We start from the raw sequence: 14,262 nt of genomic DNA, 5'->3' as shown, positions 1-14,262 counted from the left end.
AAACGCACAGCGCCCCTTGGCAAGCGTCGGCCCGGGCCCTACCCTAGTCGACGACTCCTGCACACGGCCGCTGACTGTTTCCCCATGCGCAAACTTCTCTACATCACCCTCACTCTGGCCCTGCTTGCAGCCGCCACCCGCTACGCAATCTGGACTCGCGACCGTCCAGAGGCGCACTACCTGTCGGACCTGCGCATCCAGCTCGCGGTGGATCAAGGCGTGCCAGCCGATAATGGCAACCTGCTAGCGATTCAGCCTGAACTGTTCCCCACCGACTACCAGAACATCGAACGCCTGCATCGCAAGCTGGCGGCCTACTTGCAGCAAGCCACTGACAAAGGCCTGGTCAACGCCAAGACCATCGTCGTGCTACCGGAGCATATCGGCACCTGGCTGATGGTCAGTGGTGAAAAGAACGAGCTGTACCAGGCCACCTCCTTGAAAGAAGCGATGAACTGGCTGGCCGTGAGCAACCCCTTGCCGTTTCTCAAGGCGCTGATCAGCGCCAGGGGCGACAGTCGCCTGGACGATGCGTATCTGCGCATGAAGGCGAAGAAAATGGCCAAGGACTATCAGTGGCTGTTCGGCGGCCTGGCCAAGGAGTTCCAGGTGACCCTGGTGGCCGGCACCATCATTCTGCCGGAGCCCAGTGTCAGTCAGGGCACCCTGCAGATTGGCAGCGGCGCCCTGTACAACAGCAGCCTGGTGTTCGGCAGCGATGGCCTGCCCATGGGCCAGCCCCAGCGGCAGATCTACCCGACCTATGCCGAAAGCGGCTACCTGAAGGGCGATACCGAAACAGCGCTACGGGTGATCGATACCCCCGCCGGACGGCTCGGCGTACTGATCGGCAGCGACAGCTGGTACCCGGAAAACTATCGCAAGCTCAATGAGCAGAGCACTCAATTGGTGGCAGTTCCGGCCTTTGTCATGGGCCGCGACGGCTGGGACAAACCCTGGCGCGGTTACAAGAGCATCGCCACCCCCAGTGAAGTCAGCCTCAAGCCCGAGGAAGCCAGCGAAGGCGAGGCCTGGCATCGCCTGACCCTCACTGCCCGCCCGCCCAGCAGCCTGGCCAGTGCCGGGGTCAGCGTGTTCCTGCGTGGCCAGTTCTGGGACCAGCGCAGCAGCGGCCAGAGCTTTATCAACAGCAATGGCCAGACCTTTGCCGACGAGGGCACCCGGGGTGCTCGCTTGCTGAACATCTGGTTGTAGTCGATGAAGACGCCGCCGATGCGCCTGGGAGATCTCTCGGTGGGGTTCGTCCACAGCCTGGTGGACGCGGTACGCAGTCATGGGCTGGACCCGACACCGTTGCTGGAACAATACGCACTGGACGCCGCCAGGCTGGGGGAAGCCGGGGCACGCTTGTCGATCCCCCGCTACATGCGCCTGGGCCACGGGGCGATCCAGCTGACCGGTGACCCGGCACTGGGTCTGCGCATGGGCCGCCTGAGTCGCCTGAGCCAGATGGGCCTTGCTGGGGTGACTGCCGCGCAAGCCCCTACCGTGCGCGAAGCGGCTCGCTGCCTGACCCGTTTCGAGGCCTTGTACGGCTCCAACTATCGCGGCCAGTCGAGCTTTCACGAAGACGCCAACGGTGCCTGGCTGCGCTTTTATTCCATCAGCCCCTACAACGCCTACAACCGTTTCGTCGTGGACTCGATCATGTCCGGCTGGCTTCAGCAGCTGTCGAGTCTTTGCGGCCAGGCCATTCATGCCGAGCAGATCGACATCGAGTTCGAGCGCCCGGACTATCACGACGCCTATGCCCTGCTCGGCCCAACGCCCATCCAGTTCGGCGCTGAACAGAACCAGCTGCGCTTGAGCCAGGCCAACCTGGCCCTGCGCAATCCGGAGCATTGCCCCAGCACCTGGCGGCATCTGGTGCAGCTATGTGAAAGAGAACTGGAACAGTTGACCCGGACCCGCAGCCTGCGCGAACGCATCATCCAGCTGTTGGGCCCTCTGCTCAACGGTGGCCGTGAGCCGGACCTGGAAGAAGTGGCGATGCGCCTGAAGCTGCCGACCTGGACCCTGCGGCGCAAGTTGGCGGAAGAAGGGACGCAGTTTCGAGCGATTCTCAACGACACTCGCCGCGACCTGGCCATGACCTATATCCGCGATACCGAACTGGCATTCGGCGAGATCGCCTATCTGTTGGGCTTTGCCTCAGCCGAGGCATTTCAACGGGCTTTCAAGCGTTGGAACGGGCAGACCCCGGGGGAATTCCGGCGCAGCCACCGACAATTCGGCTAAAAAAACGCCACCGGCGTTACAGCTCGGTGGCGTCTTCTGCTGGTTCCAGGGGATCGAGCTCAAAAGCTTGATACTCCAGCAGTTCCTCTTGGTATTCGTCCATGGCGGACTCCTTTTCCGTTGATTGAATAACCCTGTGCCTAATGACTGTCGGGACCAGCATAAAGTGCCGGGATGACAGAAAAAATACTACCCCCCCGGTCAAGATTTATGTCGTTAAAACGTAACAGCCCGTGAGAAATTTAAGCTGTGGATACCCATGCAACGGCAATGATTGCAGTCGAAGGCGAGCGCGATGTAAACATCGGGCCGACTTTAAAGAGTCGGCCCGAGCACCCTGGAACCGATCAGTGCCCGCTGCCCGGCAGAGCGGGAATCGGCTCGGTCGGCGGCGGCAGACTGCTGGCGGGGGGTGCAGTGACGGCTTGATTGGCAGGCGCCAGCTCGCTGCTGGCAGCCGGCACAATCGGCGCGACTTCCGCTGGTGGAGCCACGGGCTGGGAGAGCGTTGGCTCAGGCTCATTGGCGGGCACCAGCGGTGCGACCACAGCACTCGGCTCGATCACTTCGCTCTGTGGCTTGGACTCAGGCTTGGGTTCCGCCTCGGGCTTGTTTTCGGGAACCCCCAGATCAGCCTTGGGCTTCTCTTCGATATGTGCAGCCTTCTTCACTTCCTGGGGCAAAAACAGCTCGACCAGGGCAAAGTAGCGCTCATAGAACTTGGCGGACGACACCGTCTCACTGGCCACCTTGACCATGGAGTCGTCGGTGGAACCGATCGGCATCGACACCGAACCCAGCACTCCGACGCCCAGGCTCGCCGAGTTGTTCACCTTCTTGAGTGCATAACGGTCCTGCAAGGCGTTGGCAAACACCGTCGAACGTTGGTCGCCGCTGCCATCCTGGGCACAGACCACATTGAAGCTGATCTCCAGATGGGTCTCACCGGTCTGCTGGAAGCTCTTGTGGCCACTGACCAGCTTCGGGTCGTTGCTGGTGATGATGTAGCCCTGGCTCAGCAGAGCCCGGCGTGCGGCTTCACAGGAAGCGGTATCGCTGACCGGGTAATTGCGCGAAAAAGTGCCGGAATCATCGAAGCTTTCATGCTCGTAGATGGCGGTCTTGTGCGTCGAACAACCGGCGACAGCGGACAGCAGCAATGCCGCGGCTGCGGCGCGCAGATGAAATGATCTAAACATCGAAAATCCTGAGGAAAACGCTCCGGCGCGTATTGTGCAACAGATCAATGCCACACCGCGCAGGTAATTGGTGTCTTAAATTTCACACAAGTTTACTGACCGTTGTTTGCCGGAAAAAGTCGCTCGCTCAAGTGCTCGATCAACACCCTCAGCTTGGCCGCTGCATGCCGGCTCGATGGCCACAGCACCCAGAACGTGCCGCTGTGTTCCAGGTACTCGTCGAGCACTGTCTGCAACGCTCCCCGGCGAACCGCCGCCTGCACCATGAAATCCGGCAAACAGGCGATACCCAAACCGCTGCGGGCAGCGTGTTCCACAGCCTCGATGGAGCTGCTGGTCAAGCGGGTCGGCAGCAGCGGTTCCGGTAAGTGGGCCTGGGGCTTGAACGGCCACGGCTCAAGTTTGCCGGTGTGGTGAAAGGTGTGCCGCAGGCAGGCGTGCTCGCGCAGTTGCTGGGGGCATTGCGGCAGGCCGCGCTGCTTGAAATAGTCGGGACTGCCCACCAGCACCATGTGAAAGCGCCCCAATTGTCGAGCCAGGAGCCGGGAGTCCTTGGGATTGCCCGTGCGCACTACCAGATCAAACCCCTCCTCCACCACGTCCACCATGCGATCGGAAAGGTCCACGTCCAGCTCGATCTGTGGATAGAGCTGCATGAACTCCGCCAGTACCGGCATCAACAGCCCGTGAACTTGGGGAGCGCTGATCCGCAACTTACCTACAGGCGCACTGGAGGAATCGCACAGCTGGAACTCCGCAGCCTCCGCTTCGGTAGCTATCCGGCGGCAGCGCTCGAGGAACCCGGCCCCCTCGGCGGTCAGGCTGATACTGCGGGTGGTGCGATGGAACAGGCGCGTCTCCAGACGCTCCTCAAGCCGCGCGATGCTCTTGCCCACGGCTGAGGAGGACACTCCCAATAGCCGCCCCGCTTCGGTAAAGCTACGTGTCTCGGCCACCTGCATGAACACCGGGATACTGCCCAGCCAGTCCATTCTGCCTCCTGCGATTAAGGACTTCTGTGTCCGATAAGTTCGGAACCTTAGCCTATTTTTCCGCCATGCACAGAACCCTACCCTGTGAGCTTCATTTCTGCCCCTGCACAACGGTGCCCGACCATGAGCAACTCCGCCAATGCCTGTGAACTGCTACAAGCACCCGCCGAGACCCGCGAACGCCTGCCTGTCGGCGGCCTGCTGGCTCTCGCCAGCGCCGGTTTCATTACCCTGATGACCGAGACCCTGCCGGCTGGGCTGCTGCCACAAATGAGTGCCAACCTTGGCGTCTCACCTGCACTGATTGGCCAGCTGGTGACCTTCTATGCCCTGGGTTCGCTACTGGCCGCCATCCCGCTGATCATCCTCACCCAGGGCTGGCGGCGGCGCCCCTTACTGTTGCTGGCCATCGCCGGCTTTGCCCTGGTCAACAGTGTTACCGCCCTCTCCAGTGACTACAGCCTGATTCTGGTGGCGCGCCTTTTCGCCGGGGTCTTCGCCGGCCTGCTCTGGGCCTTGCTGGCCGGCTATGCCAGCCGCATGGTGGCGCCTCACTTGCAAGGCCGGGCAATCACGCTGGCCATGCTCGGCGCGCCGGTGGCTCTGTCGGTGGGAATGCCCGCTGGAACCTGGCTGGGCAACCTGGTGGGCTGGCGCATGAGCTTTGCTGTCATGACCTTGCTGACCCTGGGGCTAATTGGCTGGGTACTGGTTCAGGTGCCGGACTTCCCGGGGCTGCGCGCGCAGAAGCGCTTGTCGCTGGCTCGAGTCCTGGCCTTGCCGGGGATCCGACCAGTGCTGTTCGTGACTTTTGCCTATGTACTGGGACACAACATTCTCTACACCTACATCGCGCCCTTTCTTCAGCCGGTCGGGCTTGGTGAGCAGATCGAGCGGGTGTTGCTGGTATTTGGCCTGGCCGCATTGTTGAGCATCTGGCTGGTGGGCCTGCTTATCGATCGCTGGCTGCGTCAACTGGTGCTGGTCAGTTGCCTGCTGTTCATCGGCTCGACCCTGATGCTGGGGCTGCTGGGTGACTGGCCAGTGGCGATCTATGGGGCGACCGCTATCTGGGGGCTGTCCTTCGGCGGCATGGCCACCCTGCTGCAAACCGCACTGGCCAAGGCCGCAGGCGAGCACGCTGACACTGCTCAGTCGATGCTGGTCACCCTATGGAACCTGGCGATCGCCGGTGGCGGCCTGGGTGGCGCCTTGCTGCTGCAAGGGCCGGGAGTGGCGATCTTCCCCTGGGTGATTGCCGCGCTGTTGCTGATCAGCCTGGTGGTGGCGGTGAACGCCCGGCACCAGGGCTTTCCAGTCAGACGCTGATCCTCGACCCAAGCCTTGGCAATCGGGCGTTCTCGCGGCAACGGAGCCTGCCAGGTCGCTAGCCTTCAGCCGAAGCGCCAGTCTGCAAAGCAGTATCCACTTTTGCGTGCGCAGCGGATCGGGCTTTGCGACTGCGTACCAACGGCCAGAACAGCTCCTCCTTCCAGCTCACCGGCGCCAAGTGCTCGATACCGAAGGTAACGGGCCGGCGGCGGGTGATCTTCGCGGTGCCAAACAGCACATCCCAGAGGAACAGCAAGTTACCGAAGTTGCCCTTGTAGTGGGTCACGCCATCCTCGGCGCTCAGACCATGGTGAGCCGAATGGGTCGAAGGCGTTGAAAAGACTCGCTCCACCAGCCACATCAGTGGCCGGAGAAAACCGATGCGGTACAGCTTGTCGTCCCAGGCCACGCTGCTGTGTGCGGCGAAAATCACCGTCATCTTGAGAATCAGGTAACCGTAATAGACCGGCGCCAGCCCCAAGTAGATCAGCACCCCGGAGAACCAGATTCCGGGCATCAGCAGGTAATAGAAGCTGTTGTTGCGATAAACGATGCGAATACTCATGTAGGGCGCTGAATGGTGAGCCCGGTGCAGGGCATACAGCGCGGGGAGACGATGGGTCAGGCGGTGCCACCAGTATTGGGTCATGTCATCGAAGATCAGGAACAACAGCAGACCAAGCACCCAGGGCGTATCCGCCAGCATGCCCTTGGCTTGTGGCAGTGCCAGGCCCATGAGCGCACCGCTGGCCCACATCACCAGAGGAAAGGTCACGCCAAGCAACAGGCTTGAGCCCACCGCCTCGATCAGCACGTCGCGGCGCTGGCCACGGGGTTGGCGAAAGGCTGAACAAGCTATTTCCAGGAGGATGAAAAACACAAAGATCGCCGAAACGATCAACAGGGGGTTGTTGGTCATCAGATCGTGGTTCATGGCATTCTCGCTCTTATCCTTATGGGCAACGCCCGACCATTAGAGATCAGCAAGGCAGCCCTCTCTATGCGCGAAATGGACAGAATCCAGCGAGATCCGGCCAACCGAGCGGCCCCGCGCTTTCATCGAGGACGCCTCGGCGAAGTCTTGCAACGCTTCCTCAATGACCAGAGCACCGCCTCGCACCAGGACTACAACCTGCTGCACCTGGAACAGCTATGGCGCGCCGCGGCAGCGTTGGAGCCGGCCATAGGCCTCAAACTGTTCGAACGCTTCACACCCCAGGACTGGCACGTTATTGCCCACGCCAGCCTCTACTGCCCGGATGTTGCCGCGTCCATGGCATTCTGGGTTCGCTATGCGCCGTTAGGCTCGGACACCGATCGCGTGCAACGGGTGACCGATGCCCGAGGTTCTGGTGTTGAAATCCATATCGACACCTCGGCGGAGTTGAGCCGCTACCTGATCGAACACTATGGAGTCATGTCCATCACTCAACTGCGGCGTGGTACTGGTCTTGCGGTTCGGCCCGTGCTGGCCTGCTTCAGCCATTCGCGTCCCGACTATCACGCGCAATACCAGCATTGGTTTGGCGACCGTATCGAATTCGATTGCCGGGCCAACCGTTTCTACTTCGACCCGCAAAGCCTGCAACTGCCACTGCAGACCCGCCACGCCGGCATGCTCGACCTGTTGAGCGAAGAGCTGGATCGGCGGGTGGCCCTGCACCAACGGCTGAGCGGTTGGGCAGCCAAGGTGGCCAGGGCCTGTCGTCAGGCCCTGGCGGCTGGCCATCCAGTAACCCTGGAAAGCCTTTGTGCCCATCTGCATCAAACCCCACGCACGCTGCGGCGACGTCTCGCGGAACAGGGGCTGAGTTTTCGCCAGTTGCTGGACCAGACCCGCGCCGAGCTGGAAATGCACCTGGAATTGCAAGGCGAATCCCGGACGCAGATTGCGCTACAGCTGGGTTACAACGATCAGGCGGCCTATCTGCATGCGCGCAAGCGCTGGCACACCACCGGCACCTGAGGTTTATCCGAGCTCAAAAAAAGACCCCGGCATTGCGGCCGGGGTCTTTTCAACACTGCGGTTCAGGCATTAGTAACGCTTGATGTCCGCCTGGTTTTCCAGCTGCTTGCGGTAGGCAGCAAAATCTTGCTGCCCTACCCGCGAGGCCAGGAAGCGACGGTATTGAGCCTTCTCTTCCTCGGTCGGCGCAGCGGCTTCATTGACGGCATTGAGCTGCAGCACCAGCAGATTGCCGTTAGGCAGGGTCACGCTAGTGAAGGTCGGTTTGTCCTTGGACTCAGGCTTGCTCATGCGGAACAACGCCTGCAGAACAGTTGGATCGATACCATCCTGACCACGGGTCACCGCTTGTGCGACTTTCCAGTTCTGGCCATCAACCGGCTTGTTCAGCGCGGTCTTGCCATCACGCAAGCTGGCAATCAGCTCTTCAGCCTTGGTCTTGGCCGCAGCACTGGCGTGCTCCTTGGCCAATTGCGTGCGAATGGCACTGGCGACGCTTTCCAGAGGCAGTTGCTCAGGTTTGCGATGCTCTTTGGCTCGCAGCACCACGACAGTTTCCGGGTCCAGTTCGATGGCGGTGCTGTTGGAGCCCTCATCGAGGACTTCGGTGCTGAACGCTGCTTGCACCACTGCACGGTTGGCAGCGATACCGTCGCCACCGTCACGGCCGAATGGCGCGGAGGTGTGAACAGTCAGCTTCAGTTCCTGAGCCGGTTGTGCCAGATCGGAGGCCTCGAACGAAGAGTCCTCCAGCTGCTTGGTCGCCTCGACGAAACGCTGCTCGACCTGCTGAGTTTTCAAGTCGCGGGTCAGCTTGTCCTTGAGACTGGCGAAGCTCGGCACTTCCGGTGCTTCGATGCCCAACAGCTTGATCAGGTGGAAACCGAAGTCCGTACGCACCGGGGCCGAGACCTGATCCTTATTCAGCGCATACAGCGCCTTCTCGAAGGTTGGGTCATAAACACCTGGACCGGCATAGCCCAAGTCGCCACCGTTATTAGCCGAGCCTGGATCCTGGGAGAATTCCTTGGCCAGTGCCTCGAAGCTTTCGCCTTTGGCCAGACGCGCCTGGATCTCTTCGACCTTGGCCTTGGCCTGAGCCTCGTTCACCTTATCGTTGACTTCGATCAGGATGTGCGCGGCACGACGTTGCTCGGACAGGTTGGCGATTTCCTTCTGATACAGCGCCTGCAGGTCCTCGTCCTTGACACTGACCTGGTCAAAGAAGGCAGCCTTCTTCAGCTCGATGTAATCAATCACCACTTGGTCGGGAGTCATGAACTCCTTGGCGTGCTGATCGTAATAGGCCTTGACCTCGTCATCGGTCAGCTTGATCGCTGCCGGATCAGCCTTGATGCTCAGTGAAGCGAAATCTCGAGTCTGTTTTTCCAGACGAGCGAACGCCAGTACCTGAGCATCGGTCACGAAACCACTGCCCGCCAGACCGGCACGCACCTGACCGATCAGCATTTCCTGAGCCAGCATCTGGCGGAATTGCAGACGGGTGTAGCCCAACTGACGAATCACCTGATCGAAACGCTCAGGGCTGAATTTGCCTTCAACCTGGAATTCCGGCGTTTGCAGGATCACCTGATCCAGCGCGCCCTCGGAGAAGGCAAACTTGGAATCCTGTGCACCTTGCAGCAACAGTTTGCGGTCGATCAGCCCTTTCAACGCGGCTTCGCGCAGCATCTTCTCATCCAGCAGGGAGGCATCGAAATCTTTGCCCAACTGTTGCATCAGTTGACGACGTTGCATGTCGACGGCCTGGCTCAACTCGTTCTGAGTGATTTCCTCGCCGTTGACCTTGGCCGCGTCCTGGTTATGGGTAGTGGCCTGGAAAATGGCATCGAAACCGGTCAACGCCAGCAATGCGACGATGACCCCGATGATGGTTTTGGCAATCCAGCCTTGTGAGTTGTCCCTGATATTCTGCAGCATGCGTCCCCCAGAAACGGCTGTACTTCAATTTAAGCAACCGTGGAGTGTGGGTAGAGTCCGGATAGAAGAAAGGCGCATCCGAGGATGCGCCTTCTCGTAACTGGCGGAGCGGACGAGAGCTGAACCTGCGACCCTCGGCATTGGCCGGTGATGCACCGGCCTACTGGCGCCCCGCTGCCAGATCAGGCATGACCCCGACCCGGATGGGCAAAGACCCTGAAGAAACTTAGTTTACGGCTTCTTTCAGTGCTTTACCGGCTTTGAAACCTGGCTTTTTAGCAGCAGCGATTTCCAGAGTCTTACCGGTCTGTGGGTTGCGACCGATACGAGCTGGACGATCCGTTACGGAGAAAGTACCGAAACCAACCAGAACAACAGAGTCACCGGCCTTCAGAGCGCCAGTAACGGATTCGATTACTGCGTCCAGCGCACGGCCAGCAGCAGCTTTCGGGAGATCAGCAGATGCAGCGATAGCATCAATCAGTTCCGACTTGTTCACTCTAAGTCCCCTTACATATCTATGAGTATGATTCTAAGTTTTTTGGTGAAAGCAAAAACGAGTGCTGAATGGCCTACAGACACTTAAGAGCCGCTTTATAACAAGGGCTCTAAAAAGCTGTCAAGGAAGCCCCCCAGGCTAATGCGTACTAATGCGTGCTAATTCTTTCCTTAGAGTCAGACTCGCGTTTTTCGTCCTTTGCAACTATCTCGGGAGCCACATCCGGCAAGGGCTCCGGCGCGTATTGCAGCGCAATTTGCAGGACTTCGTCAATCCATTTAACTGGTTTAATCTGCAGATCCTGCTTGATATTGTCAGGAATTTCTTTCAAATCGCGAACATTCTCTTCAGGAATGATCACCGTCTTGATTCCACCCCGATGAGCTGCAAGTAATTTCTCTTTCAGCCCGCCGATGGCCAATACCTGACCGCGTAGGGTGATCTCCCCTGTCATCGCTACATCAGCCCGTACCGGAATGCCGGTCAGCGCCGAAACCAACGCCGTGCACATGCCTATGCCCGCGCTAGGGCCGTCTTTAGGGGTAGCCCCTTCCGGCATGTGGATGTGGGTGTCGCGCTTCTCGTGGAAGTCCAAGGGAATACCCAGGCTCTTGGCACGACTGCGTACCACGGTCAGCGCGGCAGTGATCGACTCGACCATGACATCGCCCAGGGAGCCGGTCTTGATCAACTGACCCTTGCCTGGAACCACAGCGGCTTCGATCGTCAGCAACTCACCGCCTACCTGAGTCCAGGCCAGGCCGGTCACTTGGCCAATCTGATCCTGCTGCTCGGCCAGGCCGTAGCGGAATTTACGCACGCCCAGGAAGTGTTCCAGCAGATCGGAAGTGACCTTAACAGAGAAGCGTTTTTCCATCGCATGCTCTTTCACCGCCTTGCGGCAGACCTTGGCGATCTGGCGCTCCAGGCCCCGCACACCGGCTTCGCGGGTGTAGTAGCGGATGATGTCGCGAATCGCATCGGGGTCGAATTCCAGCTCGCCTTTCTTCAGTCCATTGGCCTGAATCTGCTTGGGCGACAGGTACTTGACCGCGATGTTGATCTTCTCGTCCTCGGTGTAGCCAGGCAGACGAATCACCTCCATCCGGTCCAGCAATGCTGGAGGAATATTCATCGAGTTGGAGGTGCAAAGGAACATCACATCGGACAAGTCGTAATCAACTTCCAGATAATGATCGTTGAAGTTGTGGTTCTGCTCAGGGTCCAGAACCTCCAGCAACGCCGACGCCGGATCACCGCGCATATCACTGCCCATCTTGTCGATTTCGTCGAGCAGGAACAGCGGGTTGCGAACCCCAACCTTTGTCATCTTTTGAATCAATCTTCCTGGCATCGAACCGATGTAAGTTCGACGATGCCCACGGATTTCCGCTTCATCACGTACGCCACCCAGCGCCATACGCACAAACTTACGGTTGGTCGCATTGGCGATCGACTCCGCAAGAGAGGTCTTACCTACCCCAGGAGGACCGACGAGGCACAGCACCGGACCACGAATCTTCTTCACGCGCTTTTGTACGGCGAGATATTCGAGAATCCGCTCTTTGACCTCCTCCAAACCATAGTGATCGGCGTCGAGAATATCCTCGGCACGCGCCAGGTCGAGACGCACCTTGCTCTGGGCCTTCCAAGGCACTTGAACCAGCCAATCAATATAGGAGCGAACCACCGTAGCCTCGGCAGACATCGGCGACATCTGCTTGAGCTTGTTGAGCTCGGCCTGAGCTTTGGTCATCGCATCTTTTGGCAGGCCGGCGGCATCGATGCGCTTTTTCAGCTCTTCGATTTCATTGTGACCCTCGTCACCATCGCCCAGCTCCTTTTGAATGGCCTTCATCTGCTCATTCAGGTAGTACTCGCGCTGGCTGCGTTCCATTTGCTTTTTGACGCGGCCACGAATGCGCTTTTCAACTTGCAGCAGGTCGATCTCGGCGTCCAGCAATGCCAGGACGTGCTCGACCCGAGCAGACAGATCAATGATCTCGAGGATTTCCTGTTTCTGCTCGATCTTCAACGCCATATGCGCGGCCATGGTATCCACCAGGCGGCTTGGCTCGTCGATACTGTTGAGGGAGGACAACACCTCGGCAGGAACTTTCTTACCCAGTTGCACATATTGCTCAAACTGGGACAGCAGACTGCGAACAAACACCTCTGACTCACGATCAGGAGCATCTACTTCGTCAATCAGGGAGACTTCGGCACGGCAATGACCATCAACTTCACTGAAGCGTTCGACAGCGCCGCGTTGCTCGCCTTCAACCAACACCTTGACGGTGCCATCAGGCAACTTGAGCAACTGCAAGACAGTTGCAATGGTACCTACGCGATAGAGTGCATCTTCACCGGGATCGTCATCAGCAGGGTTTCTCTGTGCCAGCAAGAGAATCTGCTTGTCGCCCGTCATCGCTGCCTCGAGGGCTTCGATCGACTTCTCGCGCCCCACGAACAGCGGGATAACCATGTGCGGATAAACCACAACATCACGCAATGGCAGGAGAGGCAATTCGATGGTTGTCTTCATGATTTCGCCTCTACGGCGGCCGTACGGCCGTAAACAGATGGAAGTAAGCTTGAAACCAAGATGGGGGCTGCCTGTAAAAAAAACAAGCTTAAAGACAGCACTTTAAGACGCTAAAAGCAAAGGGGCCCGAAGGCCCCTTCTTTCAATCCAACAGCGCGACGCTTACGCGTCTGGCGCCGCCTTGGCCGTCGGCTCACTGTTTTCATAGATGTACAGTGGCTGGGACTTGCCTTCAATGACGCTTTCATCGATCACTACTTTACTCACCTCGGATTGCGAGGGGATCTCGTACATAGTGTCGAGCAGAACACCTTCGAGAATCGAACGCAGGCCACGAGCACCTGTCTTGCGCTCAAGTGCCCGCTTGGCGACTGACTTCAAGGCGTCAGTGCGGAACTCCAGATCAACACCTTCCATCTCGAACAACTTGGCGTACTGCTTGGTCAAGGCATTCTTCGGTTCAGTGAGGATCTGAATCAATGCAGCTTCATCCAACTCATCCAGGGTCGCCAGGACTGGCAGACGGCCAACGAACTCCGGGATCAGACCGAACTTGACCAAATCGTCAGGCTCGACTTCACGCAGGGACTCACCAACCTTCTTGCCCTCTTCCTTGCTACGCACTTCAGCATTGAAACCAATGCCGCCACGGGTAGAGCGGTTTTGAATAACCTTTTCCAGCCCGGAGAACGCGCCACCACAGATGAACAGGATGTTACGAGTATCGACTTGCAGGAATTCCTGCTGCGGGTGCTTGCGACCACCTTGTGGCGGAACGGAAGCAACCGTACCTTCAATCAACTTCAACAGGGCTTGCTGAACGCCTTCACCGGAAACATCCCGAGTAATCGAAGGGTTGTCAGACTTGCGGGAAATCTTATCGATTTCATCGATGTAGACGATGCCCATTTGAGCTTTTTCTACGTCGTAATCGCACTTCTGCAGCAACTTCTGAATGATGTTCTCGACATCCTCACCCACATAACCAGCTTCGGTCAGGGTGGTTGCGTCGGCGATCGTGAACGGTACATTCAACAGACGGGCCAGGGTTTCCGCCAGCAGCGTCTTACCCGAACCTGTAGGGCCGATCAGCAAGATGTTGCTCTTACCAAGCTCGACGTCGTCACTTTTCTTGTCACGCTGATTCAGGCGCTTGTAGTGGTTGTACACCGCTACAGCTAGAACCTTTTTTGCACGTTCCTGACCAATCACGTATTGATCAAGGATGCCGCTGATTTCTTTAGGCGAAGGCAATTTATGCGCGCTGCTCTCGGCCTGTGCTTCCTGCACCTCCTCACGGATGATGTCATTGCACAAGTCGACGCACTCGTCGCAGATAAAGACCGAGGGGCCGGCAATCAATTTGCGTACTTCATGCTGGCTTTTGCCACAGAAGGAGCAATAAAGCAGTTTGCCGTTGTCCTCGCCGTTGCGGGTGTCAGTCATTCGTTCGATCCAAATCCGATAGGCTTGCAACACAAGATGAAGGCTATTGCGGGCTTTTTCAAGCCCGCCACTGATCAGAACAA

The 14,262-nt window shown here is 58.6% G+C and carries 11 protein-coding genes; 4 read left to right on the top strand and 7 right to left on the bottom strand.

Features of this window, described 5'->3' with window-relative positions:
* The first annotated feature begins 84 nt into the window (after positions 1-84).
* Positions 85-1,215: a carbon-nitrogen hydrolase family protein gene (locus tag J5M73_RS20695; protein ID WP_102864661.1), complete on the top strand. Its 1,131-nt coding sequence runs from the start codon at positions 85-87 to the stop codon at positions 1,213-1,215.
* Between the two features lie 3 nt (positions 1,216-1,218).
* Positions 1,219-2,259: an AraC family transcriptional regulator gene (locus J5M73_RS20690; protein WP_102864660.1), complete on the top strand. Its 1,041-nt coding sequence runs from the start codon at positions 1,219-1,221 to the stop codon at positions 2,257-2,259.
* A 347-nt stretch (positions 2,260-2,606) separates the two neighbouring features.
* Here the strand turns inward: J5M73_RS20690 and J5M73_RS20685 are convergent, their stop codons facing one another.
* Both J5M73_RS20685 and J5M73_RS20680 read right to left on the bottom strand, forming a co-directional pair.
* A complete protein-coding gene (locus J5M73_RS20685) occupies positions 2,607-3,458 on the bottom strand; it encodes a DUF2242 domain-containing protein (RefSeq protein ID WP_102864658.1) in 852 nt (283 codons plus the stop codon).
* Positions 3,459-3,550: 92 nt separating this feature from the next.
* Positions 3,551-4,450 (bottom strand): LysR family transcriptional regulator, encoded by a 900-nt coding sequence (locus tag J5M73_RS20680; protein WP_102864657.1) that lies wholly within the window; start codon positions 4,448-4,450, stop codon positions 3,551-3,553.
* A 123-nt stretch (positions 4,451-4,573) separates the two neighbouring features.
* Here J5M73_RS20680 and J5M73_RS20675 point away from each other — a divergent pair, with 123 nt between their 5' ends.
* On the top strand, positions 4,574-5,779 hold the full coding sequence (locus J5M73_RS20675) for an MFS transporter (protein ID WP_207816064.1): 1,206 nt from the start codon (positions 4,574-4,576) through the stop codon (positions 5,777-5,779).
* A 58-nt stretch (positions 5,780-5,837) separates the two neighbouring features.
* On the opposite strand, the gene J5M73_RS20670 is transcribed toward J5M73_RS20675, so the two are convergent.
* Positions 5,838-6,716 carry a sterol desaturase family protein gene (locus J5M73_RS20670; protein WP_102864655.1) on the bottom strand — a complete coding sequence of 293 codons (879 nt, stop codon included), beginning with the start codon at positions 6,714-6,716 and terminating at the stop codon, positions 5,838-5,840.
* 66 nt (positions 6,717-6,782) lie between these two features.
* Here J5M73_RS20670 and J5M73_RS20665 point away from each other — a divergent pair, with 66 nt between their 5' ends.
* Positions 6,783-7,748, top strand: a complete 966-nt coding sequence (locus J5M73_RS20665; protein ID WP_102864654.1) for an AraC family transcriptional regulator ligand-binding domain-containing protein — start codon at positions 6,783-6,785, stop codon at positions 7,746-7,748.
* 69 nt (positions 7,749-7,817) lie between these two features.
* Here J5M73_RS20665 and J5M73_RS20660 read toward each other — a convergent pair whose 3' ends face one another.
* From J5M73_RS20660 to clpX, 4 genes are all read right to left on the bottom strand, one after another.
* Positions 7,818-9,689: a SurA N-terminal domain-containing protein gene (locus tag J5M73_RS20660; protein ID WP_102864653.1), complete on the bottom strand. Its 1,872-nt coding sequence runs from the start codon at positions 9,687-9,689 to the stop codon at positions 7,818-7,820.
* A 226-nt stretch (positions 9,690-9,915) separates the two neighbouring features.
* Positions 9,916-10,188 (bottom strand): HU family DNA-binding protein, encoded by a 273-nt coding sequence (locus J5M73_RS20655; protein WP_011062271.1) that lies wholly within the window; start codon positions 10,186-10,188, stop codon positions 9,916-9,918.
* A 148-nt stretch (positions 10,189-10,336) separates the two neighbouring features.
* Positions 10,337-12,733 (bottom strand): endopeptidase La, encoded by a 2,397-nt coding sequence (lon, locus tag J5M73_RS20650; protein ID WP_102864652.1) that lies wholly within the window; start codon positions 12,731-12,733, stop codon positions 10,337-10,339.
* 162 nt (positions 12,734-12,895) lie between these two features.
* Positions 12,896-14,179, bottom strand: a complete 1,284-nt coding sequence (gene clpX / locus J5M73_RS20645; protein WP_102864651.1) for an ATP-dependent Clp protease ATP-binding subunit ClpX — start codon at positions 14,177-14,179, stop codon at positions 12,896-12,898.
* Between the last annotated feature and the right edge of the window lie 83 nt (positions 14,180-14,262).

This window comes from Pseudomonas sp. 50_B (genome assembly GCF_017491625.1).
Classification (GTDB): domain Bacteria; phylum Pseudomonadota; class Gammaproteobacteria; order Pseudomonadales; family Pseudomonadaceae; genus Aquipseudomonas; species Aquipseudomonas danubii.
The sequence above is the reverse complement of the archived record's forward strand: the minus strand, read 5'-3'. Positions and strand labels throughout refer to the sequence as shown.

Bases quoted from the DNA above. Each gene is read 5' to 3' on its own strand.
- J5M73_RS20685 (WP_102864658.1), bottom strand. From the start codon at position 3,458: ATGTTTAGATCATTTCATCTGCGCGCCGCAGCCGCGGCATTGCTGCTG.
- J5M73_RS20665 (WP_102864654.1), top strand. From the start codon at position 6,783: ATGCGCGAAATGGACAGAATCCAGCGAGATCCGGCCAACCGAGCGGCC.
- J5M73_RS20660 (WP_102864653.1), bottom strand. From the start codon at position 9,689: ATGCTGCAGAATATCAGGGACAACTCACAAGGCTGGATTGCCAAAACC.
- J5M73_RS20695 (WP_102864661.1), top strand. From the start codon at position 85: ATGCGCAAACTTCTCTACATCACCCTCACTCTGGCCCTGCTTGCAGCC.
- J5M73_RS20690 (WP_102864660.1), top strand. From the start codon at position 1,219: ATGAAGACGCCGCCGATGCGCCTGGGAGATCTCTCGGTGGGGTTCGTC.
- J5M73_RS20670 (WP_102864655.1), bottom strand. From the start codon at position 6,716: ATGAACCACGATCTGATGACCAACAACCCCCTGTTGATCGTTTCGGCG.
- J5M73_RS20675 (WP_207816064.1), top strand. From the start codon at position 4,574: ATGAGCAACTCCGCCAATGCCTGTGAACTGCTACAAGCACCCGCCGAG.
- J5M73_RS20680 (WP_102864657.1), bottom strand. From the start codon at position 4,450: ATGGACTGGCTGGGCAGTATCCCGGTGTTCATGCAGGTGGCCGAGACA.
- lon (WP_102864652.1), bottom strand. From the start codon at position 12,733: ATGAAGACAACCATCGAATTGCCTCTCCTGCCATTGCGTGATGTTGTG.
- clpX (WP_102864651.1), bottom strand. From the start codon at position 14,179: ATGACTGACACCCGCAACGGCGAGGACAACGGCAAACTGCTTTATTGC.